This window comes from Pseudacidovorax sp. 1753 (genome assembly GCF_040544975.1).
Classification (GTDB): domain Bacteria; phylum Pseudomonadota; class Gammaproteobacteria; order Burkholderiales; family Burkholderiaceae_C; genus Xenophilus.
The window spans coordinates 88,749-115,000 of the sequence record NZ_JBEPKY010000021.1; the positions used below are offsets into that span (position 1 = coordinate 88,749).

General features: G+C 70.4%; 22 protein-coding genes. 8 read left to right on the forward strand and 14 right to left on the reverse strand.

Features of this window, described 5'->3' with window-relative positions; translation table 11 throughout:
- Positions 1–4: 4 nt before the first annotated feature.
- From ABIC63_RS23530 to ABIC63_RS23565, 8 genes are all read right to left on the reverse strand, one after another.
- Positions 5–838, reverse strand: a complete 834-nt coding sequence (locus ABIC63_RS23530) for a M55 family metallopeptidase (protein ID WP_354321570.1) — start codon at positions 836–838, stop codon at positions 5–7.
- Positions 839–914: 76 nt separating this feature from the next.
- Positions 915–2,048, reverse strand: coding sequence for a DmpA family aminopeptidase (locus ABIC63_RS23535; protein ID WP_354321583.1), 1,134 nt, complete (start codon positions 2,046–2,048; stop codon positions 915–917).
- Positions 2,049–2,110: 62 nt separating this feature from the next.
- Entirely contained in the window at positions 2,111–3,034 is a 924-nt protein-coding gene (gene gsiD / locus ABIC63_RS23540) for a glutathione ABC transporter permease GsiD (protein WP_295526604.1), read from the reverse strand.
- A gap of 38 nt (positions 3,035–3,072) precedes the next feature.
- Positions 3,073–3,996 (reverse strand): glutathione ABC transporter permease GsiC, encoded by a 924-nt coding sequence (gsiC, locus tag ABIC63_RS23545; protein WP_354321571.1) that lies wholly within the window; start codon positions 3,994–3,996, stop codon positions 3,073–3,075.
- A 246-nt stretch (positions 3,997–4,242) separates the two neighbouring features.
- The gene (gene gsiB / locus ABIC63_RS23550; protein WP_354321572.1) at positions 4,243–5,790 is read right to left on the reverse strand and encodes a glutathione ABC transporter substrate-binding protein GsiB; all 1,548 of its coding nucleotides are present in this window, start codon (positions 5,788–5,790) and stop codon (positions 4,243–4,245) included.
- Positions 5,791–5,844: 54 nt separating this feature from the next.
- Positions 5,845–7,734, reverse strand: a complete 1,890-nt coding sequence (locus ABIC63_RS23555) for a dipeptide ABC transporter ATP-binding protein (RefSeq protein ID WP_354321573.1) — start codon at positions 7,732–7,734, stop codon at positions 5,845–5,847.
- 6 nt (positions 7,735–7,740) lie between these two features.
- A complete protein-coding gene (locus ABIC63_RS23560; protein ID WP_354321574.1) occupies positions 7,741–8,715 on the reverse strand; it encodes an isoaspartyl peptidase/L-asparaginase family protein in 975 nt (324 codons plus the stop codon).
- Positions 8,712–9,650: a MurR/RpiR family transcriptional regulator gene (locus ABIC63_RS23565; protein WP_294378856.1), complete on the reverse strand. Its 939-nt coding sequence runs from the start codon at positions 9,648–9,650 to the stop codon at positions 8,712–8,714. Before ABIC63_RS23565 ends, ABIC63_RS23560 begins: the two co-directional genes overlap by 4 nt.
- A gap of 356 nt (positions 9,651–10,006) precedes the next feature.
- Here ABIC63_RS23565 and ABIC63_RS23570 point away from each other — a divergent pair, with 356 nt between their 5' ends.
- The gene (locus ABIC63_RS23570) at positions 10,007–12,118 is read left to right on the forward strand and encodes a carboxypeptidase regulatory-like domain-containing protein (protein WP_354321575.1); all 2,112 of its coding nucleotides are present in this window, start codon (positions 10,007–10,009) and stop codon (positions 12,116–12,118) included.
- Between the two features lie 96 nt (positions 12,119–12,214).
- Here ABIC63_RS23570 and recX read toward each other — a convergent pair whose 3' ends face one another.
- Both recX and recA read right to left on the reverse strand, forming a co-directional pair.
- Positions 12,215–12,670, reverse strand: coding sequence for a recombination regulator RecX (gene recX / locus ABIC63_RS23575; protein WP_354321584.1), 456 nt, complete (start codon positions 12,668–12,670; stop codon positions 12,215–12,217).
- A gap of 147 nt (positions 12,671–12,817) precedes the next feature.
- Complete coding sequence (gene recA, locus ABIC63_RS23580) at positions 12,818–13,873, reverse strand: recombinase RecA (protein WP_294378852.1); 1,056 nt, start codon at positions 13,871–13,873, stop codon at positions 12,818–12,820.
- Between the two features lie 127 nt (positions 13,874–14,000).
- Here recA and ABIC63_RS23585 point away from each other — a divergent pair, with 127 nt between their 5' ends.
- From ABIC63_RS23585 to ABIC63_RS23595, 3 genes are all read left to right on the forward strand, one after another.
- Entirely contained in the window at positions 14,001–14,480 is a 480-nt protein-coding gene (locus tag ABIC63_RS23585; RefSeq protein ID WP_294378850.1) for a MarR family winged helix-turn-helix transcriptional regulator, read from the forward strand.
- Positions 14,481–14,506: 26 nt separating this feature from the next.
- Positions 14,507–15,181: a response regulator transcription factor gene (locus ABIC63_RS23590; RefSeq protein WP_076507056.1), complete on the forward strand. Its 675-nt coding sequence runs from the start codon at positions 14,507–14,509 to the stop codon at positions 15,179–15,181.
- Positions 15,182–15,284: 103 nt separating this feature from the next.
- Positions 15,285–16,820 (forward strand): sensor histidine kinase, encoded by a 1,536-nt coding sequence (locus tag ABIC63_RS23595; RefSeq protein WP_354321576.1) that lies wholly within the window; start codon positions 15,285–15,287, stop codon positions 16,818–16,820.
- 11 nt (positions 16,821–16,831) lie between these two features.
- On the opposite strand, the gene ABIC63_RS23600 is transcribed toward ABIC63_RS23595, so the two are convergent.
- Genes ABIC63_RS23600 through ABIC63_RS23610 form a run of 3 tightly spaced genes read right to left on the reverse strand, consistent with a single transcriptional unit; the run spans position 16,832 to position 18,544 of the window.
- A complete protein-coding gene (locus ABIC63_RS23600) occupies positions 16,832–17,062 on the reverse strand; it encodes a sporulation protein (RefSeq protein ID WP_354321577.1) in 231 nt (76 codons plus the stop codon).
- Between the two features lie 7 nt (positions 17,063–17,069).
- Positions 17,070–17,879, reverse strand: a complete 810-nt coding sequence (locus ABIC63_RS23605) for a biotin--[acetyl-CoA-carboxylase] ligase (RefSeq protein ID WP_354321578.1) — start codon at positions 17,877–17,879, stop codon at positions 17,070–17,072.
- A complete protein-coding gene (locus ABIC63_RS23610) occupies positions 17,879–18,544 on the reverse strand; it encodes an SET domain-containing protein (RefSeq protein WP_354321579.1) in 666 nt (221 codons plus the stop codon). Before ABIC63_RS23610 ends, ABIC63_RS23605 begins: the two co-directional genes overlap by 1 nt.
- 188 nt (positions 18,545–18,732) lie before the next feature.
- Here ABIC63_RS23610 and ABIC63_RS23615 point away from each other — a divergent pair, with 188 nt between their 5' ends.
- Positions 18,733–21,699, forward strand: a complete 2,967-nt coding sequence (locus ABIC63_RS23615; RefSeq protein ID WP_354321580.1) for a DNA topoisomerase III — start codon at positions 18,733–18,735, stop codon at positions 21,697–21,699.
- A gap of 938 nt (positions 21,700–22,637) precedes the next feature.
- Here ABIC63_RS23615 and ABIC63_RS23620 read toward each other — a convergent pair.
- Positions 22,638–23,564: a gamma-glutamyl-gamma-aminobutyrate hydrolase family protein gene (locus tag ABIC63_RS23620; RefSeq protein WP_294378877.1), complete on the reverse strand. Its 927-nt coding sequence runs from the start codon at positions 23,562–23,564 to the stop codon at positions 22,638–22,640.
- A 286-nt stretch (positions 23,565–23,850) separates the two neighbouring features.
- Between ABIC63_RS23620 and infA the strand changes: the two genes are divergently transcribed.
- From infA to ABIC63_RS23635, 3 genes are all read left to right on the forward strand, one after another.
- Positions 23,851–24,105: a translation initiation factor IF-1 gene (gene infA / locus ABIC63_RS23625; protein ID WP_017757760.1), complete on the forward strand. Its 255-nt coding sequence runs from the start codon at positions 23,851–23,853 to the stop codon at positions 24,103–24,105.
- A gap of 189 nt (positions 24,106–24,294) precedes the next feature.
- Positions 24,295–24,624, forward strand: coding sequence for a hypothetical protein (locus tag ABIC63_RS23630; RefSeq protein WP_354321585.1), 330 nt, complete (start codon positions 24,295–24,297; stop codon positions 24,622–24,624).
- A gap of 201 nt (positions 24,625–24,825) precedes the next feature.
- Positions 24,826–26,091 (forward strand): MFS transporter, encoded by a 1,266-nt coding sequence (locus tag ABIC63_RS23635; RefSeq protein ID WP_502935909.1) that lies wholly within the window; start codon positions 24,826–24,828, stop codon positions 26,089–26,091.
- The last annotated feature ends 161 nt before the right edge of the window (positions 26,092–26,252 follow it).

The window sequence follows — 26,252 nt, forward strand, 5'->3', positions numbered from 1 at the left end:
CCCCTCAGCGCAGCATCATCGCCATCGCCGAGCAGCAGTTGAGCATGCGCACCGCCGCCTCCATGGTCGGGGCGTCGAAGCGCAGCACGGTGCTGTCCACGCGTTCGAAGCTGGGCCATTGGCAGAACAGGTCGGCATGGGCCGGCGTCTGGGTGTGCAGTTCCACCTGGAGCGAGCCTGCAATGCGCAGCGGCGTGGGGCGACTGTCGGCCGCCTGCGCCACCGCGCGCGCCACGGCTTCGCGGATGGCCGCGCAGGCCGCCTCGGACGACAACGAGACGCCGCTGTTCATGCCGGTGGCCTCCTTGGTCTGCACGAAGACCGTGCCCGGCAGGCGCGGTGCCGTCTCCGCGATGAAGGCGTCGTCCCCGCTGGCCATGAGCACGGGAACGCCGTACTCGCCGGCCAGCGCGCCGTAGAGCGTGGCCTCGCTCTGCCATTCGCCGTTGACGCGGACGCCGGCGAAGGCGCCGCTGTTGATGGTGTGGGCCAGGATGCCGGGCGCATGCGCCCGGGCGTGGTAGCCCACCATGCACACGCCCGTGGTGCCGGGCCGCTCCACGCCGGCTACCATGCTCAGGTAGCGCGGCTTGCCCTGCACGATGCGGGCGCGCGGGTCCAGCCGCGCCGCCGGCATGTTGCGGAAGCTGCCGTGCGAGTCGTTGACCACCACGGCCTCGGCTCCGCCGTCGAAGGCGCCAGCGATGGCGGCATTGGCCTCGTCGGTCATCCACAGCCGGGCGCGTTCGTACTCGCCATTGCCGGGCCGTGTCTGTTCGGAGTGGAAGACGCCGGCAACGCCTTCGATGTCGACGGAAATGAGGATGGTCTGGGTCATGGATTCGGGCGCTTCGCGCGACGGGTGGGCGACTGTGCGAGGCCGTGGCGGGACGAGGAAAGCGTGCAGGCGTGCGTCATGCCGCGACCGGCAGCAGCGAGCGGGTGAACGCATCCGCCGGCCAGTCGGCCAGCAGCTCGCTCAGGCCGCGCCGCACATGGCCCGCGCGGCCGTGCAAGGTGGACGCATGCCACAACGCGGAGAGGATCGCCTGCTCCACGCTGTCGGCCGCGGCCTGGAAGAAGGGGTCGAGCCGCGCATCGTGCAGCAGCGCCACGGCGGGAATGGGCTCGGAGGGAAGCTGTGGCAGCGTGTAGGCGGTCGAGAAGGCCAGTGCGATGTCGCCGCTGCCATGGCCGAACACCGAGCCGGTGCGCGCCAGTCCGGCGCCGGCGCGCAGTGCCAGGCGGCGCAGTTGGCGCGCATCCAGCGGCGCGTCCGTGGCCAGCACCATGATGATCGAGCCGCGCTCGGGCGCTGTGGCCGCCGCAATGCGGCCAGTCTGCTGCAGCCAGGCGCCGACGGGCTGACCGGCCACCTGCAGCTGCTCGGGCCGGCCCTGGTTGGTCAGTACCAGGGCGCCGACGGTCCAGCCTGGCGCAGCGCCGCCGTCGGGCCTGGCGCGCGCATCGTCGCCTTGGGGCCGAGCAGCATCACCGCCGCCGTCGACCGCGATGCGTCGCGAGGCGGTGCCGATGCCGCCCTTGAGCCCGTGGCAGGACATGCCCCGCCCCGCGCCGACCGCGCCCAGCGCGAAGTCGGCATCGGCCGCCTGCCAGGCGGCCAGGTAGTCCGCCTCGCGCACCGCAAAGCGCTGCTGGTCGCTCAGGAAGCCGTCGTTGCACTCCAGCACGAGCGGATTGACCGTGGGCCAGCTCCGGCCGCATTCCGGATGCGCCGCGATGCATTGGCGCATCTGTGCCTGCGCCACCGCCGGCACGGCGAAGGTGTTGGTCAGCGCGATCGGCGACTCCAGCACGCCGAGCTCTTCCACCTGCATCAGCCCCAGGCTCTTGCCGAAGCCGTTGAGCACTGCCACGCCGGCCGGCACCCGCTGCAGGTAGGCACTGCCGGCATGCGGGCGTACGACCGTGACGCCGGTGTGCACGTCTTCATCGGGCCGATCCAGCGTGGCATGGCCGACGGTGACGCCAGCCACGTCGGTGATGGCATTGCGCGCACCGGCGGACAGGGCGCCGATGTGCGCCAGGGCCGGGCCGCGCGCCGGGTGATCGACGGCGCCGGCGCCTTTGGTCGCGGCCGGGAGCTTGCTCACAGCCGGTCGATCTTCGGATCCAGCGCGTCGCGCAGGCCGTCGCCGAGCATGTTGAAGGCCAGCACCGTGAAGAAGATGGCCAGCGACGGGAACAGCGCCACATGCGGCGCGTTGACCATGTCGGCCCGCGCCTCGTTGAGCATCGCGCCCCACTCGGGCGTGGGCGGCTGCGCGCCCATGCCCAGGAAGGACAGGCTGGCCGCCGTGATGATCGACGTGCCCATGCGCATGGTGAAGTACACGACGATGGCGGAGAGCGTGCCGGGCAGGATGTGGCGCAGCAGGATCGTCAGATCGCCCGCGCCGATGCTGCGCGTGGCCTCGATATAGGTCAGGTTCTTCAGCGCCAGCGTGTTGCCGCGCACCAGCCGCGCGAAGGCCGGCACGCTGAACACCGACACCGCGACCACCACGTTCGTCATGCTGCTGCCCAGGATGGCCACCACCGCGATGGCCAGCAGGATGCCGGGGAAGGCAAACAGCACGTCGCACATGCGCATGATCAGCCGGTCCCACCAGCCGCCATAGAAGCCGGCCACCAGGCCGAGGGCGGTGCCCACCACCGCGCCCAGCGCGACGGAGACGAAGCCCGTGGCCAGCGAGATGCGCGCGCCCATCAGGATGCGGCTGAAGATGTCGCGACCCAGCGGATCGACGCCGAACCAGTGCGCGGCCGAGGGTGGCGTGTTGAGCCGGTCGTAGTCGAAGAAGTTCTCGGCGTCGTAGGGCGAGATCCACGGCGCCAGCACAGCCACCACCACCAGCAGCACGATGAAGGCGAGGGCGGCCAGCGCCATGGGCTGGCGCTTGAACTTGCGCCAGAACTCGGACCAGGGCGAGCGCACCGCCAGCGGCGCGCCGCTGGCCGCCGCGGCGGCGGCCGAGGTGTCGGAAGCGGGAAGGGAGGAAGGGGAAGACATGGTGGGAGGGGGTGCCTGCGTGCGGTCGGCCGGTTGCATCACTTGCCGAAGCGGATGGCCGGGTTGATGAGGCCGTAGAGCACGTCCACCACCAGGTTGATGAGGATGAACTCCAGCGAGAACAGCAGCACCAGCGCCTGGATCACCGGGTAGTCGCGCATGTCCACCGCGTCCACCAGCAGCCGGCCCAGGCCGGGCCAGTTGAAGACGGCCTCCACCACGATGGAGCCGCCCAGCAGGAAGCCGAACTGCAGGCCCATCATGGTCACGACCGGGATCAGCGCATTGCGCAGGCAGTGCTTGAAGAGGATCCACGACTCGGGCACGCCCTTGGCCCGCGCAGTGCGTACGAAGTCCTCGCCGATGACCTCGATGAAGGAGGCGCGGGTGAAGCGCGCCATCACGGCGGCCACCGCGGCGCCCAGCGTCAGCGAGGGCAGGATGTAGTGGCGCCACGAATCGGCGCCCACGGTGGGCAGCCAGCCGAGCTGCACCGAGAAGAGCTGCATCAGCAGCATGCCCAGCGCGAAGGCTGGAAAGGAGATGCCCGAGACGGCCAGCGCCATGCCCAGCCGGTCGGGCCACTGGTTGCGCCACACGGCGGAGGCAATGCCGATGGCCATGCCGAACAGCGTGGCCCACACCATGCTCGTGACCGTCAGCCAGAAGGTGGGCATGAAGCGGTCTCCGATCTCTTCCGACACCGGTCGCTTGGTGCGCAGCGACGTGCCCAGATCGCCATGCAGCAGGCGGTTGAAGAAGGCGACGAACTGCTGGGGCAGGGGCTTGTCCAGACCCAGATCCTGGCGCACCAGTTCCACCGTTTCCGGGCTTGCGTCCACGCCCGCGGCCAGCCGCGCCGGATCGCCGGGCAACAGGTGCACGAACAGAAAGACCAGCACGGCCACGATCAGCAGCGTGGGAGCAAGGCCGAACAGGCGGCGGACGACGTAGTGGAGCATGGAGATACAGGTGGCTCAGGCAGGAAGCGCGGTACGGGCTCAGGCAGATGAAAGGCGCGGGTGGCGGCGGACCGCGCCGCGGCACTTGAAGCGCACTTTCAAAGATCAAGCGGCCGCGGAGCAGGCCCCGCCAGTGCACCCGCGGAACCGGCTTTGCCGGGCTGCCGGGTGCGCCCCTTGAGGGGTAGGCAGCTACACGAAGTGAGCAAGCAACGGGGAGGGCCTTGTGCTCAAGCAACGGGGGTGTTACTTGAGTTCCACTTCGTCGAAGTTGAAGCTGCCGTCCGGAATCACATAGAAGCCCGCCAGGTTGCGCGCACGCACCGACAGCAGCTGCTCGGTCACCAGGAAGGCCCAGGGTGCGTCCTTCCAGATGCGTTGCTGCGCATCGGCGTAGATCTTGGCCTTCTCGGTGTTGTCGGTGGTCACCAGCGCCTTCTGGATGTCCGCATCGACCTGCTCGTTCTTGTAGTAGGCCGTGTTGAACAGCTTGGGCGGGAAGGACTCCGAGGCCAGCAGCGGGCGCAGCGCCCAGTCGGCCTCGCCGGTCGAGGAGGACCAGCCCACGTAGTACATGCGCACCGGCGCCGTGGCCGGGTCCTGCGCGCTCTCCACGCGCTCTACACGCTGGCCGGCCTCCAGGGCCTGCACCTGCACCTTGATGCCCACCTGCGCCAGCTGCTGCTGCACGAACTGGATCACCTTCTGCGCGGTGCTGTAGTTGTAGGCGCTCCACAGCGTGCTCTCGAAGCCGTTGGGGTAACCCGCCTCCTTCAGCAGCTCGCGAGCCTTCTTCGGGTCATAGGGCCAGGGGCCGAGCTTGGTGTTGTACTGCACGCCCTTCGGCAGCACGCCCTCGGCCGGGATCGCGTAGCCCGAGAAGGCCACCTTGGCCAGGGCCTCCTTGTTGATGGCGTAGTTGATCGCCTCGCGCACCTTCGGGTTGTCGAAGGGCTTCTGCTGCGTGTTCATCGAGATGTAGCGCTGGATGATCGAGGGCGCGCTCGTCACCTCCAGGCTGGGCTTGGCCTGCAGCGTCGCGGCCGCCTCGGGCGGCATCGGGAAGGCAAAGTGCGCTTCGTTGGTCTGCATCATCGCGGCGCGGGTGTTGTTGTCCACCACCGGGCGCCAGGTGATCGAGTCCACCTTGGGGTAGCCCTTGCGCCAGTAGCCGTCGAACTTGGCGACCTTCAGGTAGTCGGTGGACTTCCACTCCACGAACTTGAACGGGCCCGTGCCCACCGGGTTCTGCGCGATGCCCTTGCTGCCGTACTTGGCCAGCGCGGCCGGCGAGATGATCACCGCCGAGGGATGGGCCAGCGAGTTGATGAAGGGCGAGAAGGCTTCCTTCAGGGTGAAGCGCACCGTGGTCGGGTCCACCGCCTCGGTCTTGGCGATGTTCTTGTAGAGGTTGTAGCGCTTGAGCTTGTTGTCCGGGTTGGTCACGCGGTCGAAGGTGGCCTTCACCGCCTCGGCGTTGAAGTCGGTGCCGTCGTGGAACTTGATGCCGGTCTTGAGCTTGACCGTGTAGACCAGGCCGTCCTTGCTGACGGTGTAGCCGGTGGCCAGCACCGGCTGCATCTTCATGTCCTTGTCGAAGCCGAACAGGCCCTGGTAGAAGGACTTGGCCACCGCCTGCGACAGCGTGTCGTTGGCATCGTAGGGGTCGGTGGTGGTGAAGTTGGACTGCACGGCCACGACGATGTCCTTGGCGGCGTGGGCCGAGGCGGCGAAGCCCGCCAGCCCGGCCAGGGCCAGGGCGGCGGCGATGCGGTGGGGACGCTGTTGTTGCATGCGAAGCTCCTTCAGAAGACGAGGGGGACGGAAAAGGGAAAGGCGCACCGGGCGTCAGCCCTGCGGCGGCGCCACGAAATGATCGGGGCCGACCTGCACCAGCGGCGGCACGTCGGGCTCATGGCCGGCCGGGAAGATGGGGCTCGGGATCTCGCCCTGCAGCAGCGCCCGCGGCTGGTGGCGGCGCGACGGGTCGGCCACCGGCACCGCGCTCATCAGCTTGCGGGTGTAGGGGTGCTGCGGGTTCTCGAAGACCGCGCGGCGCGGGCCGATCTCCACGATGCGGCCCAGGTACATCACGGCCACGCGGTGGGCGATGCGCTCCACGACCGCCATGTCGTGCGAGATGAAGAGGTAGGCCATGCCCATCTCGCGCTGCAGCTCGAGCATCAGGTTGACGATCTGCGCCTGGATCGACACGTCCAGCGCCGACACGGCCTCGTCCGCCACCACCACCTTGGGCTGCAGCGCCAGGGCCCGCGCGATGGCGATGCGCTGACGCTGGCCGCCGGAGAACTCGTGCGGATAGCGCTGCGCATGCTCGGGCGCCAGGCCCACGCGGGTGAGCAGCGCCTCCACGCGGGCGCGGGCCTCGTCGCGCGTGGCCAGGCCGTGCACCAGCAGCGGCTCCATGATCGAGAAGCCCACGGTCAGCCGCGGATCGAGCGAGGCATACGGGTCCTGGAAGATGAACTGGATGTCGCGCCGAAGCGCCTGCACCTCGGCCGGCTTGAGCGCCAGCACGTCGCGGCCGTCGAAGCGGATGCTGCCGCGCTGGCTCTCCACCAGGCGCAGCAGCGAGCGGCCGGTGGTGCTCTTGCCGCAACCCGATTCGCCCACCAGCGCCAGCGTCTCGCCGGCGCGCAGGTCGAAGCTCACCTTCTCCACCGCATGCACCTCGCGCGTCACGCGCTGCAGCCAGCCGCCGCGCAGCGGAAAGCGCGTGACCAGGTCGCGCACCTGCAGGAGGGGCTCGGCGTCGTGGCGCACGGTGTCGTGCTCGGGGCGGGGCGAAGCAGCCTCGTCCGCCGCATCCACGCGCAGCAGCTCGAAAGGCGCCGGCCGGTCGGTGCCCTGCATGGCGCCCAGCCGCGGCACGGCCGACAGCAGGGCGCGGGTGTAGGGATGGGCGGGCGCCGCGAAGAGCGGCGCCGACGGGCCTTCCTCGACCTTGTCGCCGCGGTACATCACCAGCACGCGGTCGGCCACCTCGGCCACCACACCCATGTCGTGCGTGATGAAGACCACGCCCATCTGCATCTCGCGCTGCAGCTCGGCGATGAGGGCCAGGATCTGCGCCTGGATGGTCACGTCCAGCGCCGTCGTCGGCTCGTCGGCGATCAGCAGCTGCGGCTTGCACGACAGCGCCATGGCGATCATCACGCGCTGGCGCATGCCGCCCGACAGCTGGTGCGGATAGCGGCGCAGCACCTCGCGCGCTTCGGGGATGCGCACCAGCTCCAGCATGCGCAGCGCCTCGGCGCGAGCGGCCGTCTGGCTCTTGCCCTGGTGGATGGCGATGGCCTCGGCGATCTGGTCCCCGGCGGTGAAGACGGGGTTGAGCGAGGTCATCGGCTCCTGGAAGATCATGGCGATGTCCGCGCCGCGGATGCCGCGCATCGTGGCCTGCGAGGCCCGGGCCAGGTCCAGCACCTCGCCATTGCGCCGGCGCAGGGCCATGCGGCCGTTCAGGATGCAGCCGCCGCCGTAGTCGACCAGCCGCATCAGCGCCAGCGAGGTGACGGACTTGCCCGAGCCCGATTCGCCCACGATGGCCAGCGTCTCGCCGCGGTCCACGTGGAAGCCCAGGTGCTTGACCGCATCGACGGTGCGCTCGCGCGTGGCGAAGCGCACGCTCAGGTCGTCGACCTGCAGCACGCGGCCTTCGGGAAGGGCGACGCCCGCGCGGGTGGCGGCGGGCGCCTCGGCAATGGCAGTGCTCATGGGGATTCAGCGGTGGATGGCGGTGACGGGCGCGTCGGCGCCGCGCACGTGGGCACGGTACATGCCCTCGGTGTTGAAGGGCAGGGCGAGGTTTCCATGACGGTCCACGGCGATCAGCCCGCCGGTGCCGCCCAGGGCAGGCAGGCTCTGGTGGACCACCGCGTCAGCCGCGTCGGCCAGCGACTGGCCGGCATAGCGCATGCGCGCGCAGACGTCGTAGGCGGCGGCGGTGCGGATGAACATCTCGCCACTGCCGGTGCAGGAGATCGCTGCATAGCGGTCGTCGGCATAGGTGCCGGCGCCGATCAGCGGCGAGTCGCCGATTCGGCCGACGCGCTTGTTGGTCATGCCACCGGTGGAGGTGGCGGCGGCCAGGTGGCCGTGCCGGTCGACAGCGACGGCGCCGACCGTGCCCATCTTTCGGTCCTCGTCCAGCGGCGTGCGCGGCTTCCCGGAAGCCTCGGCCACGGCTGAGGCGCCGTCGTGGTCCAGCACCACGCGGCCGGCGTCGCGCACGCGCGCCAGCTGCTCGCGTCGCATGGGCGTGGAGAAGTAGCTGGGGTCGACGAAGGCCAGCCCGCGCTCCTGCGCGAAGGCCTCGGCACCGGCGCCGGCCAGCAGCACATGGGCGCCGTCCTCCATCACGGCGCGCGCCGTGTGCACCGGATTGCGCAGCCGGCTCACGCCGGCGATGGCGCCCGCGCGCAGGTCGCGGCCGTCCATCACGGCGGCATCCAGCTCGTGCGTGGCGGCATGCGTGAACACGGCGCCGTGGCCGGCGTTGAACAGCGGGCAGTCCTCCAGCATCTGCACGGCCAGGCAGACGGCGTCGAGCGCGCTGCCGCCGTCCAGCAGCAACGCCTGGGCGGCGGTGGCGATGTCGTGCAGCGCCTGGTGGTAGCCGCGGGCGTCCTGGGCACTCAGGCTGGCGGCCGTGATGGTGCCGGCGCCGCCGTGCAGCGCGAGGGCGGGAAGGGTCATGCGGAAAGGTCCTTGGGGTCGACGCCGCGGCGGCCGGTGCGGGTGTTCCAGATCCACGGCGCGATGGCCTCGGCCGTGCCGCGAACGGCCTGCAGCGCTTCGCGGCTCTGCAGCGACAGGGCAATGATCAGCGCCTCGATCAGCGCCAGGGCGCTGCTCTCGCAGTTGGCACGGAAGCGGCTACGGGCCTGGGCGAAGAGAGCCACGTCGGCCAGCGGCGCCAGGGGCGATGCCGCATGGTCGGTAATGGCGAGCACCGGCGTGCCGCGGGCGCGCGCCTGTTCGGCCAGCGCGACCGTGTCGGCCAGGTAACGGGGAAAACTGATGGCCACCACCAGGTCCTGCGGCGTGCTGCGGGCCAGTGCGCGGGCGGCGTGGGTGGCACCCGCGGCGCTGGCCAGCAGGCGCACGTCGCCGCAATGGGTTTCCAGCCCGTGCTGGAGCAGCCCACCCAGCCACGCGCTGGCGCCGTAGCCGGCGATGTAGATGGTGCGTGCCTCGCGCAGCAGCGCCACGGCGGCCTCGCAGGCCTGGGGCGTGAGTGCCTGGCGGGTGCCCTCGATGTTCTGGCGGCATTCCTCCAGCGCGCTGGCGAACGCGTCCGCCGCGCTGGCCGGGCCGGACTCGACCTGGCTGCGCAACTGTTCGACCGGCGCCAGCAGCGCCTCGAAGCCGTGCACCAGCTCGGCCCGGAAGGCCGGGTAGCCGTCGAAACCCAGCGCCCGCGCGAAGCGGTTGGCCGTGGCCACCGACACGCCCGCGCGCGCCGCCAGCTCGTCGATGGAGAGCGTGGCCACCTGCAGCGGCTGGGCCAGCACCACATCCGCCACCTGCCGATGCAGGCGCGACAGCTGCGGCCGCGCCTGCGCGATGCGCTGGGCGACGGAATGGGTGCCATGGGGCGCTGACGAGGCGGGGACAGAACGGGTGAGCACGGAAATGGGGCGGATTTGAAAGCGAATTTACACGCTTGGTGCATCCGAAGAAAACTTTTGATCGTTTTGCTGTCGCTGCAGCAAGCTTCGGACCAGCGGTTGCAGAGCCGGAGCACGCCGCTTGGGTTGCCAGCGTGCGGGTGCACTTCAGCGATCGTTGCGCTTTCCCCTCGCTGTGTGTCGTTGTTTGCCGATGTGTGGACGCCGGCTCCCTCGTTCATGGGAGCGCCCGCCCGCGTCACCAATTCTGGCGATGCCCCCTGCGGACCGAATCCCTACAAAGGCCGAGCCCGCCGGCGCGCCGCCTCCGCGGCCGCGCGCCATCACCAATCGTTCATTCAATGAGGAGCCGATCCATGGGTGTGTCCCTGTCCGAATTCCCTTCCTTTTCCCGCCGGCCCGTGTGGCTGGCCTCGACCGTCCTGGTCTGCGCGCTGTCCGCCTGCGGGGGTGGCGGCGGAGGCGGGGGTGGCTTCGCGCTGCTGCCCACCAGCTCGGGCAATGGCGCTGCGCCGGCCCCGGCCCCTGCGCCCGTCCCGGCCGCCACCGTCCTCACGGGTGTGGCGGCCACCGGCGCCCCCTTCGCGGGTGCCGTCGTCCGGGTGACCGATGCGGGCGGCCAAGTGGTCTGTTCGACCGAGACCCAGGCCCAGGGCGGCTACAGCTGCGTCCTGCCGGCGGGCACGCAGGCGCCGCTGCTGGTGCGCGTCTCGCGCGACGACGAGGTGCTCTACAGCGCGGCGGTGAAGGTCGAAGGCACGGCCAACGTCACGCCGCTGACCACGGTCGTGGTCTCGCGCCTGGCGCCCGACGGCAACCCGGACAGCCTGACGGCCAGTCCCGCGCCGATCACCGCCGAGGCCCTGGCCCTCCAGGTCGCCCAGCTCAACGCGGCGCTGCAGCCCGTGCTGGCCGCGCTGGGCGTGAGCGCCGCCAATCCGCTGACCGACACGCTGGTGGCCGATGGCACCGGTCAGGACAAGCTGCTGGACGCGCTCAGCGTCAGCAGCCGTGCCGACGGCACGGCGGCGAACATCGAGATCACGGTCAAGACGGCCGATGGCGTGCCGGTGGCGATCAGCTTCCGCAGCAGCGACACGGAGATTCCCGCGCTGCCCGCCAACGTGCAGGTGGCGCAGCTGCCGTCGCCCGATGTGGTGGCTGCGCTGATGCAGCGCATCACGGCCTGCTATGCCCTGCCGCTGACCCAGCGCGTGGGCACTGCCTCCAGCGACAGCGGGGCGGCCGTGGGCGGGGCGGCCGACGTGGTGGCGCCGGCCTGCCGGCAGCTGTTCCTGAGCGACGACCCGGCCACCTATTACCAGAGCGGCCAGCGCGTGGGCCGCAACGCGAACAACAACGGCGCCTGGGCCAGCCTGTTCCGCAGCGGCGCCACCGGCATGACCTTCGGTCGGGGCAACGTGGCCTTCGTGCGGGGCAATGGCGATCTGGTGCTGAGCTACCGCTGGGAAGCCGCCCAGGGCAACAGCGATTTCGACACGCTGGCGGTCCGCCAGGTGGATGGCGCGCTCAAGCTGGTGGGCAACGGCTACGACTACGCGGCCAGCGTCACGCCCTACGCGCAGCACCGCGACCTGCTCAATTCGCCGGCCTACAGCTCCTACGGCACGGGCTACGACATCAACATCAACAACCGCACCGACGGCAGCGGCAATCCCGTCTTCAGCCGGGTCGAGGTGCTCACGCCCAGCGGCAAGACGCTCACCTATGTGCCGCAGGCGGGGCTGTCCTTCCTGGTCATCCAGCGCGGCGACGGCACGCCGACCGGCACCTCGGTGCTGCGCGTGCGCGGCGAGTACGCCTCCAGCACGACGGCCGGCAATCCTGCCGACCGCGAGGCGAGCCTGTATTTCGTCGATCCGCAGGCCAGCGAGGACGACATCCGCGCCTATGGCAACCAGGGTCGCTGGACGATGACCTTCTTCCATGCCGACACCAGCAAGCCCTCGGTGGAGCAGAGCTACCGCACCCTGTCGCGTGCCCTGACCATCGGCGAGTTGCGCCAGCTGCCGATGCCTTCGCTGCCCGACAGCAGCCGCGCGGAGCTGGTCGCCGAGACGGCCGCGACCGGCTACGTCCTGTTCGGCGCGCCCTCGCAGAACGAGCGCAACGTGGTGGACATCAGTGCCACCGGCGGCACCGATGGCTGGATCGTGCCTGCCGGCGCGCTGGCGCCGACCTCGATCACCGTCTACGGCTATGCGCCCTTCGGCAGCACCGTCGCCGGCCAGCAGGGCAACCGCTTCAACGACAGTGCCACGGTGCGAAGCACCCAGCGCACGGTGGTGATCGGCTGCTCGTCCCAGTCGGTCGGCGACAAGCACTGCGATGCGGGCGATCCCACGCAATATGCGCAGGGCACCACCATCAACAGCCTGCAGTTCTACGCGCGCAACGCGCGGCAGGTCGGTGTGAGCAAGCTGATTGGGCTTTACAAGCTGCAGTGAGGCGGGTTGCCCGCCGAGCGGGCGGCGGGGCGCGCCGGTCTGGCGGCGCGTCCGCGTCCCGATGCGCGGCGCCGAAGCAGCCGCCGTGCCGGGGCTTCAGCGCCCGTCGGCCTCGTCCTCGTCGGGCGGTGCGCGCATGGCGCGCGCCGCCACCTCCGCCGAGAAGCCCCGCGCCATCAGGAAGCGCATCTGCCGGCCCCGCTCGCGGGCGTTGGCCGGGGGCGCGCCGAAGCGCCGCAGCCACAGGGCGCGGGCGCGTTCGGGCTCGGATTCCTTCAGCCCGGCCAGCGCGTGGGCGGCGGCCTCGGCGTCCACTCCCTTGGCGGCGAGTTCCTGGCGCAGGCGGCTGGCGCCCAGCCGCCCGGCGCGCTGGTGCAACAGCGAATCGATCACCCGCTGCTCGTCGATGAAGCCGCGCGCCTGCAGTTCGTCAAGCACCCGGGCCAGTTCGCCCGGCTCGGCCTCGTGCGCGGCCAGCTTGCGCTCCAGTTCCAGCCGTGAATGCTCGCGGCGACTGAGCAGCTGCAGGGCGCGGCCCTTGAGTGACAGCACGGGCCGCCGGCGCGCAGGCGCAGCCTCCGCGTCGGCCGCGCCGTCCGTGGCCGGTGCCCGCGGGCCGCGGGCCTGGCGCAGGCCGGCGGTGCGGTCGGGCGGCGTGTCGTCCTGCGGGGCGCGCCCGTCCGCCCTCCACATGCCGGCTTACTCCGCGTCGGGCGCGTCCACCACGCCGTCGGTGGGCAGCAGGCTGATGCCCAGGCTCTCGCGCACCTTGTTCTCGATCTCCACGGCCAGGGCCGGGTTCTCGCGCAGGAACTCGCGGGCGTTGTCGCGGCCCTGGCCGATCTTCTCGCCGTTGTAGGCATACCAGGCGCCCGACTTCTCGACGATGCGCGCCGTGACGCCCATGTCGATGATCTCGCCCTCGCGGCTGATGCCTTCGCCGAACAGGATGTCGAACTCGGCCGTCTTGAAGGGCGGGCTCACCTTGTTCTTGACCACCTTGACCTTGGTCTCGTTGCCGATGGCCTCGTCGCCCTTCTTGATGGTGCCGGTGCGGCGGATGTCCAGGCGCACCGAGGCGTAGAACTTCAGCGCATTGCCGCCGGTGGTGGTCTCGGGGCTGCCGAACATCACGCCGATCTTCATGCGGATCTGGTTGATGAAGATGACCATGCAGTTGGTCTTCTTGATCGTGGCGGTCAGCTTGCGCAGCGCCTGGCTCATCAGGCGGGCCTGCAGGCCGGGGAGGCTGTCGCCCATCTCGCCCTCGATTTCGGCCTTGGGCGTGAGTGCGGCCACCGAGTCGACCACGATCAGGTCCACGGCGCCCGAGCGCACCAGGCTGTCGACGATTTCGAGCGCCTGCTCGCCCGTGTCGGGCTGGCTGATCAGCAGGTCCGACACGGTCACGCCCAGCTTCTGGGCATATTGGATGTCCAGCGCATGCTCCGCATCCACGAAGGCGCACTGGCCGCCCTGCTTCTGCATCTCGGCGATGACCTGCAGCGTGAGCGTGGTCTTGCCGGACGATTCCGGGCCGTAGATCTCGATCACGCGGCCGCGGGGCAGGCCACCGACGCCCAGCGCGATGTCCAGGCCCAGCGAGCCGGTGGAGACAACCTGGATGTCCTCGATCTTCTCGCCCTCGCCCAGGCGCATGATGGTGCCCTTGCCGAACTGCTTCTCGATCTGGGCCAGTGCGGCCTGCAGGGCTTTGGCCTTTTCGCTGTTGGCGGCCTTGACGGGTGCGTCCATGGGTGACTCCTTGAGGTGTGTGGATGGGTGCCTGTCTTGAACTACAGGCTGGATGCTTGAACAGTAGTGTAGGGGCGGGTATTTTTCTGCCAAGCCATTTTTTCGTCAGTTTGGCTTACTATCGATCATGGACCTTCCAGAGCGAACGGACGACGACTGGCGCCAGACCCACCTGGGCCGCCTGCTGGGCCATGCCATGCGGCGCTTCGACGCGCGCGTCTACGAGCTGATGGCCCATGACGTGGACGTGCCGCTGGCGCTGTCCAACCTGGCGGCACGCCAGCAGGTGACGGCGGCGCACATCCACATCACCCGCCACCTGGCGCGCGGCGGCTCCCGGCTGGGCGAGCTGGCCGAGTCGGCCGGCATGACCAAGCAGGCCATGGGCGCGCTGGTGGACCAGTGCGAGGCCTGGGGCCTGGTGCGGCGCGAGGCCGATCCGCTGGACGCGCGGGCCCGCCGCATCGTCTTCACCGCCGACGGCCTGGCCTGGCTGGAGGCCTTCCGCCGCTGCGTGGCGCGGGCAGAAGCCGAGTTCCGCGCCAGCGTGGGCGAGGAGGTCGCGACCGTGGTTGCCCTGGGGCTCGAAGCGTATTGCGGCTCCTAGAATCCGCCACCCTCCAGAGAGCCCCCATGCGCATCCTCATCGCCGAAGACGACCAGGTGCTTGCCGATGCCCTGCTGCGCAGCCTGCGCACCTCGGGCGCGGCCGTCGACCATGTGGCCACCGGGCCGCAGGCCGATGCGGCGCTCATGACCAACAACGAGTTCGACCTGCTGATCCTCGACCTCGGCCTGCCCAAGCTGCACGGGCTGGAGGTGCTCAAGCGCCTGCGGGCGCGCGGTTCGCAGGTGCCGGTGCTGGTGCTCACCGCCGCCGATTCGGTGGAGGAACGCGTCAAGGGCCTGGACCATGGCGCCGACGACTACATGGCCAAGCCCTTCTCGCTGCAGGAGCTGGAGGCGCGGGTGCGCGCCCTCACGCGCCGCGGCATGGGCGCCACCAGCAACGCCATCAGGCACGGGCCGCTGGTCTACGACCAGGCCGGCCGCGTGGCCACCATCGACGGCAAGATGGTCGAGCTGTCTGCGCGCGAACTCGGCCTGCTGGAGGTGCTGCTGCAGCGCGCCGGCCGCCTGGTCAGCAAGGACCAGCTGGTGGAGCACCTGTGCGAATGGGGCGAGGAGGTGAGCTTCAACGCCATCGAGGTCTACGTGCACCGGCTGCGCAAGAAGATCGAGAAGGGTCCGATCCGCATCGCCACCGTGCGCGGCCTGGGCTATTGCCTGGAAAAGATCGACGGCTGATGCGGGCTGCACCGACAGGCGTCTGCCGCCTGCGTCGCATGCCGTCGACCACCGCGCCGCCCGCGGCCCGACCGGCGGGAGCGCCATCCTTCGACACCCCGGCATGAAGCTCTTCCAGCGCGCCCAGAACTCCCTCTTCGGCGAGATCCTCGATTCGCTGCTGGCGCCGGCCATCGTGCTCATCCTGCTGAGCATCGGCCTGACCTGGCTGGTGGCGCAGGGCATCGCCAACGCGCCCTACGACCGGGCCCTGGCCCACGGCGTGCGGCTGATCGCCGCCGAAGCCGCGCGCGCCGCCGCCCAGGGCCGCGCGCCCGACGTGCCGCCCCTGGTCACCGAGGTGCTGCGCGGCAGCGAGGACGATCGCGTCTGGTTCCAGGTGCTGGATGCCCAGGGCCGGCGGCTGGCCGGCACCGGGGGGCTGCCCGGGCCGCACCTGGCCCAGACGCCCGTGCCCGGCGTGGTCTACATCGACGACGGCCAGATGCAGGGGCGCGAGGTGCGCATCGCCCACCTGTGGGTGCGTCCGGGCAATGCGGGCCTGGCCCCCTCCGGCCGCATCGCGCTGGCCACCGAAGGGGCGTCGGACTTGCCGGAGACCATCACCGAACCCGAGGACGCGGACGGCGCCGGCCTGCTGCTGGTGCAACTGGCCGAGACGCGCGCGCGCCAGGCCGCGCATGCGCGCGAGATCATCACCGGCGTGCTGCTGCCGCAGTTCGCGCTGGTGCCGCTGGGCGTGATGCTGCTGTGGATCGCGCTGGCCCGCGGCATCAAGCCGCTGTCGGTGGTGGAAGACCGCATCCGTGAGCGCGAGCCCGACGACCTGCGGCCCATCGACGCCACTTCCATCCCGCTGGAGGTGGCCCCGTTGGTGTCCTCGCTCAACGAGCTGCTGACCAAGCTGCACGACTCCATCGGCACGCAGAAGCGCTTCCTGGCCGACGCGGCCCATCAGCTCAAGACGCCGCTGGCCGGCCTGCGCATGCAGGCCGACCTGGCCCAGCGTGAGGGCGCCAACGCCGACGAGCTGAAGCAGTCGCTCAAGCAGATCGGCCGCGCCAGCATGCGCGCCACACACACCGTCAACCAGCTGCTGGCGCTGGCGCGGGCCGAGGGCGGTGCCGGCGTGCTGGCGCGCCAACCCTGCGACCTGGCACGACTGACCATCGACGCCGTGCGCGAGCTGCTGCCGCGCGCCATGGACAAGTCGTTGGACCTGGGCTACGACGGCGCGCAGCCGGGCGCGGCCGGCGTGACGCTGCCGGGCAATCCCACCCTGCTGCGCGAGCTGATCCGCAACCTGCTGGACAACGCCATCAACTACACGAGCTCCACGCCGGCGCGCCCCGGCGTGATCACGGCGCGCGTGCTGGCCGACCCTTTCGGCCATGTGCTGCTGCTGCAGGTGGAGGACAACGGCCCCGGCATCCCCGAGGCCGAGCGCGAGCTGGTGTTCGAGCCCTTCTACCGCGTGCTGGGCAACGAGGCCGACGGCTCGGGCCTGGGCCTGCCGATCGTGCGCGAGATCGCCGGGCAGCACCGGGCGCAGGTGCTGCTGCAGGAGGCGCATCCGGGGCAGCATCCGCCGGGCACGCGCTTCACCGTGCGCTTCGACACAGAGCCCCCGGAGGGCTGACACAGGGCCGCTCAGCGGGCCGGTGAGGAGCTGGCGGGTTCGGGTGCCGGGGCCGCCGGCGCGTCGGCCGGCGCGGGTCGCACCTCCAGCAGCTCGGGCCGGATCTGCGTGTTGAGGCGCTGCGGTTCGCGCTCGTGAAGGCTGGCGGGCACCAGGCCAAAGCCTGCCAGGTCGCCGCGGGCCCACAGGAAGTAGCCGGCGTTGGCCAGCAGCAGGACAAGGACGATCAGGCGCAGGGCCATGGGCCGCTCAGAAGGCCTGGCCCAAGGGCCGCACGCTGACCTCGGCGCTATCGACCAGCCGCAGGCCGGCAGTGGTGGCGATGCGCAGCTCGCCGCCCGGCGCCACGCCTTCGCAATGGCCGGCGGTGCCGTCGCTCAGGTGCACGTCGCGGCCCAGCAGGGCGTCGCGCGCCGCAAAGCGCGGCGCGACGGGCGCAAACCCCTCGTCGGCGAAGCGCAGCACCTCGGCGAGCAGCGCCGGAGCCAGAGCCAGCAGCACGCTGGCCGGTTCGGCCTGCGGCGCCCACTGGCGCACCCAGGCCGGCGGCGTGCGCATGGCGTCGGCGGGCCGCGGGCCGATGTTGATGCCGATGCCGATCACCACCTGCCGCGGTCCCGCCGCGGCATGGCCGGTGGAGGCGGTCTCGATCAGGATGCCGGCCAGCTTGCGGTCCTGCACCCACAGGTCGTTGGGCCACTTGATCTGTACGCCGGCCGTGCCGAGCGGATCGAGCGACTCGGCGGCGCTCACGCCCACGGCCAGCGACAGGCCCGACCAGCTGCGCGGCGTCAGCGGCAGGGACAGCGAGAAGGTGAGCGAGGCGGCAGGCGCCTGCGGCTCACCGCTTTCCCATTGCCGGCCCAGGCGCCCGCGGCCAGCCGTCTGGCGCTCGGCCACCAGCAGCACGGCGCGGGTGTCGCCGGCACGGGCGCGGCGCATGAGCTCGGTGTTGGTGGAGGCTATCTCGTCCACCACCTCGACGCTCAGGCTGGGTAGCTGCGCGGCCAGGGCCTGCTGCAGCGCGTCGACGGGCCAGACCGATGCCGTGGCGGCCATCAGGCCTTGTCCTTCGCCTTCTTCTTGCGGGCCTTGCCGTCGGCATCCGCCTTCTTGGTGGCCTTCTTGCTCGACTTCGCCGTCTTTGCGGACTTTTCGGCCTTGACGGCCTTTTTGCCGGACTTGGCCTTCTTCGCCTTCTTGTCCTTCTTCCTGGCGCCCTTGCCGGGCACGGCCTCGGCGTCCTCCGGCGGTGCAAGCAGCGTGCCGCGGCAGTCGGGCGAGCCGCACCAGCAGGGGAAGTCGGCCAGCAGCTCGGGCGTGTACGGCGAGTCGATCACCAGGCCGTAGTCGTAGTTGAGTTCCTCGCCCGCGGCGATGTCGCGCAGGGCACGGATGAACACGCGGCCGTCCTCGACCTCGGTCTCGCAGTTGGGCCCGCAGGAGTGGTTGATCCACTTGGCCGAGTTGCCGTGCACCTTGCCATCGATCACATGCTTGTCATCGATGTGGAAGTAGAAGGTGTGGTTGGGCTGGGCCGGATCGTGCGGATGGCGCCGCAGCGCCTCCTTCCAGCTGATGACCTCGCCGGTGTACTCGATCACCAGCTCGCCGGCGGCGATGTCCTGCGTCGCGAACACCCCCTTGCCATGCACGCCGGAGCGCCGGGTCTGAATGCGGCGGCCGGCAGTGGGTGCGGGCGAAGAAGGGGTTTTGGAGGGCATCGCCGAGTTCTGATAGCTTGAGATGTGCACATGTGCGCGCATGCGCACGTGCGCGAGAGGCGCAGAGTATAGAGAGCCGTCCGGCGCGTCGCCGGCCGCCGCCGCCCATCGTGGGCGCCGGTGTTTTGTCCCCGAAGGTGCCGGTCCGTCCGGGCCCCTGGCGGCTCTTGCCCATGAGAGATTTCCAGATGACGAAGACCTTGGTGATAGCGGAAAAGCCGTCGGTGGCGCAGGACATCGTGCGCGCGCTCACGCCCGTGTCCGGCAAGTTCGACAAGCACGACGAGCATTTCGAGAACGACAACTACGTCGTGACCAGCGCCGTGGGCCACCTGGTGGAAATCCAGGCCCCCGAGCAGTACGACGTCAAGCGCGGCAAGTGGAGCTTCGCCCACCTGCCGGTGATCCCGCCGCACTTCGACCTCAAGCCCGTGGACAAGACCAAGGGCCGTCTCAATGCCGTGGTGCGCCTCGCGCGCCGCAAGGACGTGACGCAGCTGGTCAACGCCTGCGACGCGGGCCGCGAGGGCGAGCTGATCTTCCGCCTGATCGAGCAGTACGCCGGCGGCGCCAAGCCGCTGGGCAAGCCGATCCGACGGCTCTGGCTGCAGTCGATGACGCCGCAGGCCATCCGCGACGGCTTCGACCGCCTGCGCTCCGAGCGCGAGATGCAGGGTCTGGCGGACGCCGCCCGCTCGCGCTCCGAGGCCGACTGGCTGGTGGGCATCAACGGCACGCGGGCCATGACGGCCTTCAACTCGCGCGACGGCGGCTTCTTCCTGACCACCGTGGGCCGGGTGCAGACGCCCACGCTGTCCATCGTGGTCGAGCGCGAGGAACAGATCCGCAAGTTCGTCAGCCGCGACTACTGGGAGATCCATGCCGTCTTCCAGGCGCAGGCCGGCCAGTACCCGGGCAAGTACTTCGACCCGGCCTGGAAGAAGGCCAACGCGCCGCTGCTTCCCAATGGTGAGCCCGACCCCGAGCAGCGCGCCGACCGCCTGTGGACCGCGGCCGAGGCCCGCGCCATCGCCGAGGCCGTGCGCGGCCGGCCTGCCACCGTCACCGAAGAGAGCAAGCCCACCACCCAGGCCAGCCCGCTGCTGTTCGACCTGACCTCGCTGCAGCGGGAGGCCAACAGCCGCTTCGGCTTCTCGGCCAAGACCACGCTGGCGCTGGCCCAGTCGCTGTACGAGCGGCACAAGGCGCTGACCTATCCGCGGACCGACTCGCGCGCCCTGCCCGAGGACTACCTGCCCGTGGTGAAGGACACCATGGGCATGCTCGCCAACAGCGGCATGCGTCACCTGGCGCCCTTCGCGCAGCAGGCCATCGACCAGAACTACGTCAAGCCCACCAAGCGCGTGTTCGACAACGCCAAGGTGTCGGACCACTTCGCCATCATCCCCACGCTGCAGGCGCCCAGCGGGCTGTCGGAGGCTGAGCAGAAGCTCTACGACTTCGTGGTGCGGCGCTTTCTGTCGGTGTTCTTCCCCAGCGCCGAATTCCAGGTCACGACCCGCATCAGCACGGTGGAGGCCGCGGGCAGGAAGCACAGCTTCCGCTCCGACGGCAAGGTGCTGGTCAAGCCGGGCTGGCTGGCCATCTACGGCAAGGAAGCCGCCACGGACGACGACGACAAGGACGGCAAGACGCTGGTGCCGGTCAAGCCCGGCGAGCAGGTGAACACCGAGAGCGCCGACGTCAAGGCCCTCAAGACCCGTCCGCCCGCGCGCTACAGCGAAGCCACGCTGCTGGGCGCCATGGAAGGCGCCGGCAAGCTGGTGGACGACGACGAGCTGCGCGAGGCCATGCAGGAGAAGGGCCTGGGCACGCCGGCCACCCGCGCCGCCATCATCGAAGGCCTGCTCAACGAAAAGTACATGCTGCGCGAGGGCCGCGAGCTGATCCCCACCGCCAAGGCCTTCCAGCTGACGACGCTGCTGCGCGGCCTGGGCGTCGAAGAGCTTTCCAAGCCGGAGCTCACCGGCGAGTGGGAATACAAGCTCGCGCAGATGGAGCAGGGCCACCTGAGCCGCGACGAGTTCATGCGCGAGATCGCCCGCATGACCGAGCACATCGTGCGCAAGGCCAAGGAATACGACCGCGACACTGTGCCCGGCGACTACGCCACGCTGTCGGCACCCTGCCCCAACTGCGGTGGCATCGTGCGCGAGAACTACCGGCGCTTCGCCTGCACCGGCAAGTCGGGCAGCGGGCAGGACGCCTGCGGCTTCTCCTTCACCAAATCGCCCGCCGGCCGCACCTTCGAACTGGCCGAGGCCGAGCAGTTGGTGGCCAACAAGCACATCGGCCCGCTGGAAGGCTTCCGCTCCAAGGCCGGCTGGCCTTTCGTGGCCGAGATCGTGCTCAAGCACAGCGACGAGGACAACAACTGGAAGCTGGAGTTCGACTTCGGCGACGACGGCAAGGACCCGGCCGAGACCGGCGAGATCATCGACTTCGGCGCCGCGCCTTCGCTGGGCCCTTGCCCCAAGTGCGGTGCGGGTGTGCACGAGCTGGGCGCCAACTATGTGTGCGAGCGCTCGGTGCCCACGGCCGACCATCCCACGCCCAGCTGCGACTTCAAGACCGGCAAGGTGATCCTGCAGCAGCCGGTGGAAGAGGAGCAGATGCGCAAGCTGCTGGCCACCGGCAAGACGGACCTGCTCGACAAGTTCGTGAGCATGCGCACGCGCCGGTCGTTCAAGGCCTTCCTGGCCTGGAATGCGGAAGAGGGCAAGGTCACTTTCGAGTTCGAGCCGCGCACCTCCAAGTTCCCGCCGCGCAAGACGGCTTCGGCCGCGCCGGCCCGCGCGCCGGCTACCAAAAAGGCGGCTGCAAAGAGTGCGACAAAGACCGCGGCCAAGGCGCCGGCCGCCAAGAAGGCGGCTGCCCCCAAGGCCCCGCGCAAGACCAGCGCCGCCGCGGGCCGTCAGCCCAGTGCGGCGCTCGCGGCGGTGATCGGTCCGGAGCCGGTGGCCCGGCCCGAGGTCATCAAGAAGCTGTGGGACTACATCAAGGCCAACGGCCTGCAGGACGCCAAGGACAAGCGCGCCATCAACGCCGACGACAAGCTGCGTCCGCTGTTCGGTCGCGACCAGGTGTCGATGTTCGACCTGGCGGGGATCGTGGGCAAGAACCTGGAAGGCTGAGGTTCGTGTTGCGGGGCTCGCATCCCGGTCTGCCCGGGGCGGGTTCTCGACGGCGCAAGTCTTGAGCTTTGGATCGGGGTTCGCAGTTCGTGGTTCGCGTAGCGCAGTGCGGCGCGGCGTGCGTTGCGTGCGTGGGCGTGCGTGTCCTGCGTTGCGTGGCCGGGCGGGAGGCGCGAGTGGGAGGGGCGCTAACCCGGCAGAGGACGCCGGCATGCGCGCTCCCGGTGCACGCTCGCGCTGACCGACTTGCTGCACGGGACGGGTGCTCGCTCTCCACCGACGTGCTTGGGGCACTGCACGGCGCCGCGAATGGCACCTCCGCACGCACACCGGCATACTCCGCCTCGACGCTGCGCCTGAACGGCCGCGATTGCGCCCCGCCCCGAATCCGTTCGTCCTGAGCCTGTCGAAGGGCAAAGCGGCGCGCGATGCAAAGGCCGAGTCGTCCTGGCCAGCGTCATCACAACCCTGACGCTCGAGGCTTCGACAGGCTCAGCCCGAACGGTCTGGGGTCGACTGGCCCTCCATTACGACCCGCGAGGACTCCGCGGCCTTACGGTCGCACGGTCGCACGGTCGCACGGTCCCACGGTCCCACGGTCCCACGGTCCCACGGTCCCACGGTCCCACGGTCCCACGGTCGTGCGGCCTGAAAAGGGGAGGGCTCGAGCGCAGCGTCGAGGCGGAGGATGCCGGTGTGCGTGCGGAGGTGCCATTCGCGGCGCCGTGCAGTGCGGAAGGCGCGTCGGTGGAGAGCGAGCACCCGTCCTGTGCAGCAAGTCGGTCAGCGCGAGCGTGCACCGGGAGCGCGCATGCCGGCGTCCTCTGCCGGGTTAGCGCCCGCGCCACTCGCACCACTCGCACCAACCCGCATCCACCCGCATCAACCGCACCGCACCGCACCGCACCGCACCGTACATGCGGCCGATGCCCAGCCCCTCAGTCCCGCCGCAACAACGCCTGCCGCAGCAGCCGCGAAGCGCGGTCGCGGATGCGCCCCGGCATCTGCCGCAGCGGCCGGTGCGGGTGTACCCGCGCGGTGGCGCAGGCCCACAGGAAGTCGTGCAGGATCGGCGTGTCGTTGATCGTGTCCGTGCCGCCGTACTTGTGGAACTCCGGATGCCACTGCGTCGCTGCGATGTAGCTGTGGCTGCCCTGGTCCGGCCGGCGGCGGATCGCCTCGGGCACCTGGTCGGGCAGGCTCCAGGCCTCCACCTCGAAGCCCGGGGCCAGGTTCTTGATGCCCTGGTGGTGGATGCTGTTGACCCGCGCCTGCGCCACGCCCGGGTACATCTGCGCCAGGCGCGTGCCCGGCACGATCTCGATGCCGTGGAAGTTCTGGTCGTAGGTCACCGGGTCACGGTGACGCAGCGTCTGCGGATGGCCGTGCTGCTCCTCGATGTCCTGGTAGAGCGAACCGCCGAAGGCCACGTTGATCAGCTGCAGCCCTCGGCAGACGCCGAAGATCGGCTTGCCCGCCTGCTCGAAGGCCTCCACCAGCGCCAGGTCGTACAGGTCGCGGATTCGGTCGCCGATCCAGGCTTCCTTCAGGGGCTCCTCGCCGTAGCTGCCGGGCCACACGTCGGCGCCGCCATGCATCACCACGCCGTCCAGCCATTCGGCATAGTGCGCCAGGCTGGTGTCGCCGCGGGCCGTGTCGCCGGTGGGGCAGGGCACCATCACCACCATCGCGCCGGCCGACATCAGCCAGTGGCAGATCGACTGCTCCACATACTGCAGCGTCTTGTTGGTGAACAGCGAACGCTTGGGGTCGGCATGCGAAAAGCAGGCCGACAGACCGATCTTGAGGCGGGAGGAGACGGGCGGGGCGCCGCTGGACAGCGGCAACCGGGAGGCGCGGGACATGACCGCATGGTGCGCGCAGCCCGCGCCCGGGCGTGTCGGCCAAGGGCGCGTCTGGCCTGGGAAGGGCGCCAGGCCACAGGCCGCGCCGCTACAATCCCGCGGTTTTGCACCGCGTGGGCTGTCCGCGCGTGGCGACATTCAAGCGTTGAGATCGTGGCGATCCGTTTGTGGGTCGCCACGCACCCCTGACAGTTTCGCGCCCGCCTTCTCCACGTACACAGGCTCGGGCGCCGGCAACGGCAGCCGGTTCGGGTACCGGCGTCCTGCCTCCGAGAGGACATACGACATGGCGAAGGAAGAGCTGATTGAAATGCAAGGGGCAGTCACCGAAGTGCTGCCCGACTCGCGCTACCGCGTGACGCTGGAAAATGGCCACGAGGTCATTGCGTACAGCGGCGGCAAGGTGCGCAAGAACCACATCCGCATCATCCTGGGCGACAAGGTGTCGCTGGAGATGTCGCCCTACGACCTGAGCAAGGGCCGCATCACCTTCCGCCACCTCGAGCGCCGCGGCCCGCCGCCCGAAGGCTCCCGCCGCTGACCGGGCGGCGCCTGCGCAGTGCCGCAGGACTGGCCGGCCCGGCGACCACGGCGACGGGCCTTCGGTGAAGCCGTCCTTCCGACGGCGCAGGGTCTTCGGGGCGCTCGCGCTTCATGGTCCAGGGTCTCGCACAGGGGCCCTGTCCTTCTTTCCACCACCCGGGGTCTCGCAGGAGGCCCTTTCTTGTTTGTGCCCATGGACGGCGAAGACCAGCAGACCGAGATCCCTCCTTCCTTCCTCGCGCTGTACGCCGACGCCCGCCAGCGCCTGCGCGAGCCGCTGGCCGTGGTGCGCCAGCGCTACGAGCTGTGCGAGGACCTGGCGCAGGTGCTGACCGGCCAGGCGCTCGGCCTGTCGCAAAGCGGCTCGGTGAGCGATCAGGAGGTGCTGCAGCGCTGCCTGGCCGGCCTGCGCAGCACCGATTCCGGCCTGGGTGCCGACGAGGCCGGCTGGACGGTGCAGCGGCTGGCCGAGTTGCTGGGCTGGGGCTGGACGAGCAGCCCCGACCGTCCGGACTGAGCCGCCTGCGCCCCATCCGGGCCGAGCGCGTCGAAGCCGGGACATGCGCCGGCCTGCCCTTCGACGCGCTCACGGCGAACGGATCGGCGCCTGGACCCCTGCCTCGCAGGCGCCACACGCCCTGGCGGCTTTCACGTTAGGCTCCAACGCTGGAGACACCACCCAGAACGCGTCCACACCCGATGGGCGCTCGCGCCGCCCATGACCCCGCCGCCTTCCGCCAGCGCCGCCGACCCGGCGCTCCGTTCCACTTCCGCCACCCGCTCCCCGAGCCGCAGCGCCTGGACCATGCTGCTGGTGCTGAGCACCGGATTCGCGCTCAGCCAGGCCTTCCGTACCGTGGCCGCCATCATGGCGGCGCCGCTGGCGGCCGACTTCCACCTCAGCCCGCAGGCCCTGGGCCTGTTCGCCGGCGCCTTCCACTTCGCCTTCGGCGCGCTGCAGCTCCTGATGGGCATCGGCATCGACCTGCAGGGCGTGCGGCGCACCGTGCTGGTGGCCTTTCCGCTGGCCATCGGCGGGGCGGTGCTGTCGGCACTGGCGCCCAGCTTCGGCGTGCTGGTGGTGGGGCAGGTGCTGATCGGCATCGGGTGCGCGCCGGCCTTCCTCGTGTGCACCGTCTTCATCGCGCGGCACTTCGCGCCGGAGCGCTTTGCCGCCGTGTCGGGCGCCATCCTCGGCCTGGGCAGCTGCGGCATGCTGGTCACGGGCACCCCGCTGGCCTGGCTGATCGAGGCCAGCTCCTGGCGCATGGGCTTCTGGGTGCTTGCGGCGGCTTCGCTGCTCGCCTGGGGCGCCATCGCGGCCGTGGTGCACGAGCCTGCCCCAGCGGCCGATGCGCCGCGCGAATCGCTGGGCAGCGCCGTGCGCACCTTCGCCGGCCTGCTGCTGCTGCCGCACACCTGGGGCATCCTGGCGCTCGCCCTGGTGACCTATGCCTCCTTCGTGGCGCTGCGCGGCCTGTGGCTGGGGCCGATGCTGATGCAACGCCACGGCTTCTCGCTGATGGCCAGCGGCAACGTGGCGCTGCTGATGACGGTGATCGCCATCGCGGGGCCGCCGCTGTTCGGCCGCATCGATCCGGGGCCGGCACAACGCCGGCGCTGGCTGGTCGGCTTCACCCTGGTCTGCGCCGGGCTCTTCGCGGTGCTCGCCTTCGATGCGCAGGCCAGCGTGGACATCGCGCTGGCCCTGGCCATCGGCCTGCTCTCGGGCTACATGGTGCTGCAGTACCCCGACGTGAAGGGCGCCTACCCGATGGCCGTCACGGGCCGGGCCATGGCGCTGTTCACCATGGCGATGTTCCTGGGCGTGGCGCTGATGCAGTGGGTGACCGGGGCCATCGCCACGGCGGCGCAGTCGCGGAGCATCGAGCCCTTCCAGGCCGTGTTCGGCGCGATCGCGCTGATGCTGGCGGCCGGGGCACTGGCCTACCGCCTGCTGCCGCAGCCGCCGCGGGAGGGGTGAGGGCGGGGCTGGCCGGGGCAGCACCCTGCGGCGGCTCCCCCCTCTCCCCAATCCCTCTCCCGCCAGGGGAGAGCAACTGTGTTCAAAGTCAATGGTTAGTTCATGCAGTGGCGTGCTGTGGATAACCAGGCTGCCAGGGCACGCCCGATTTGATAACCGCA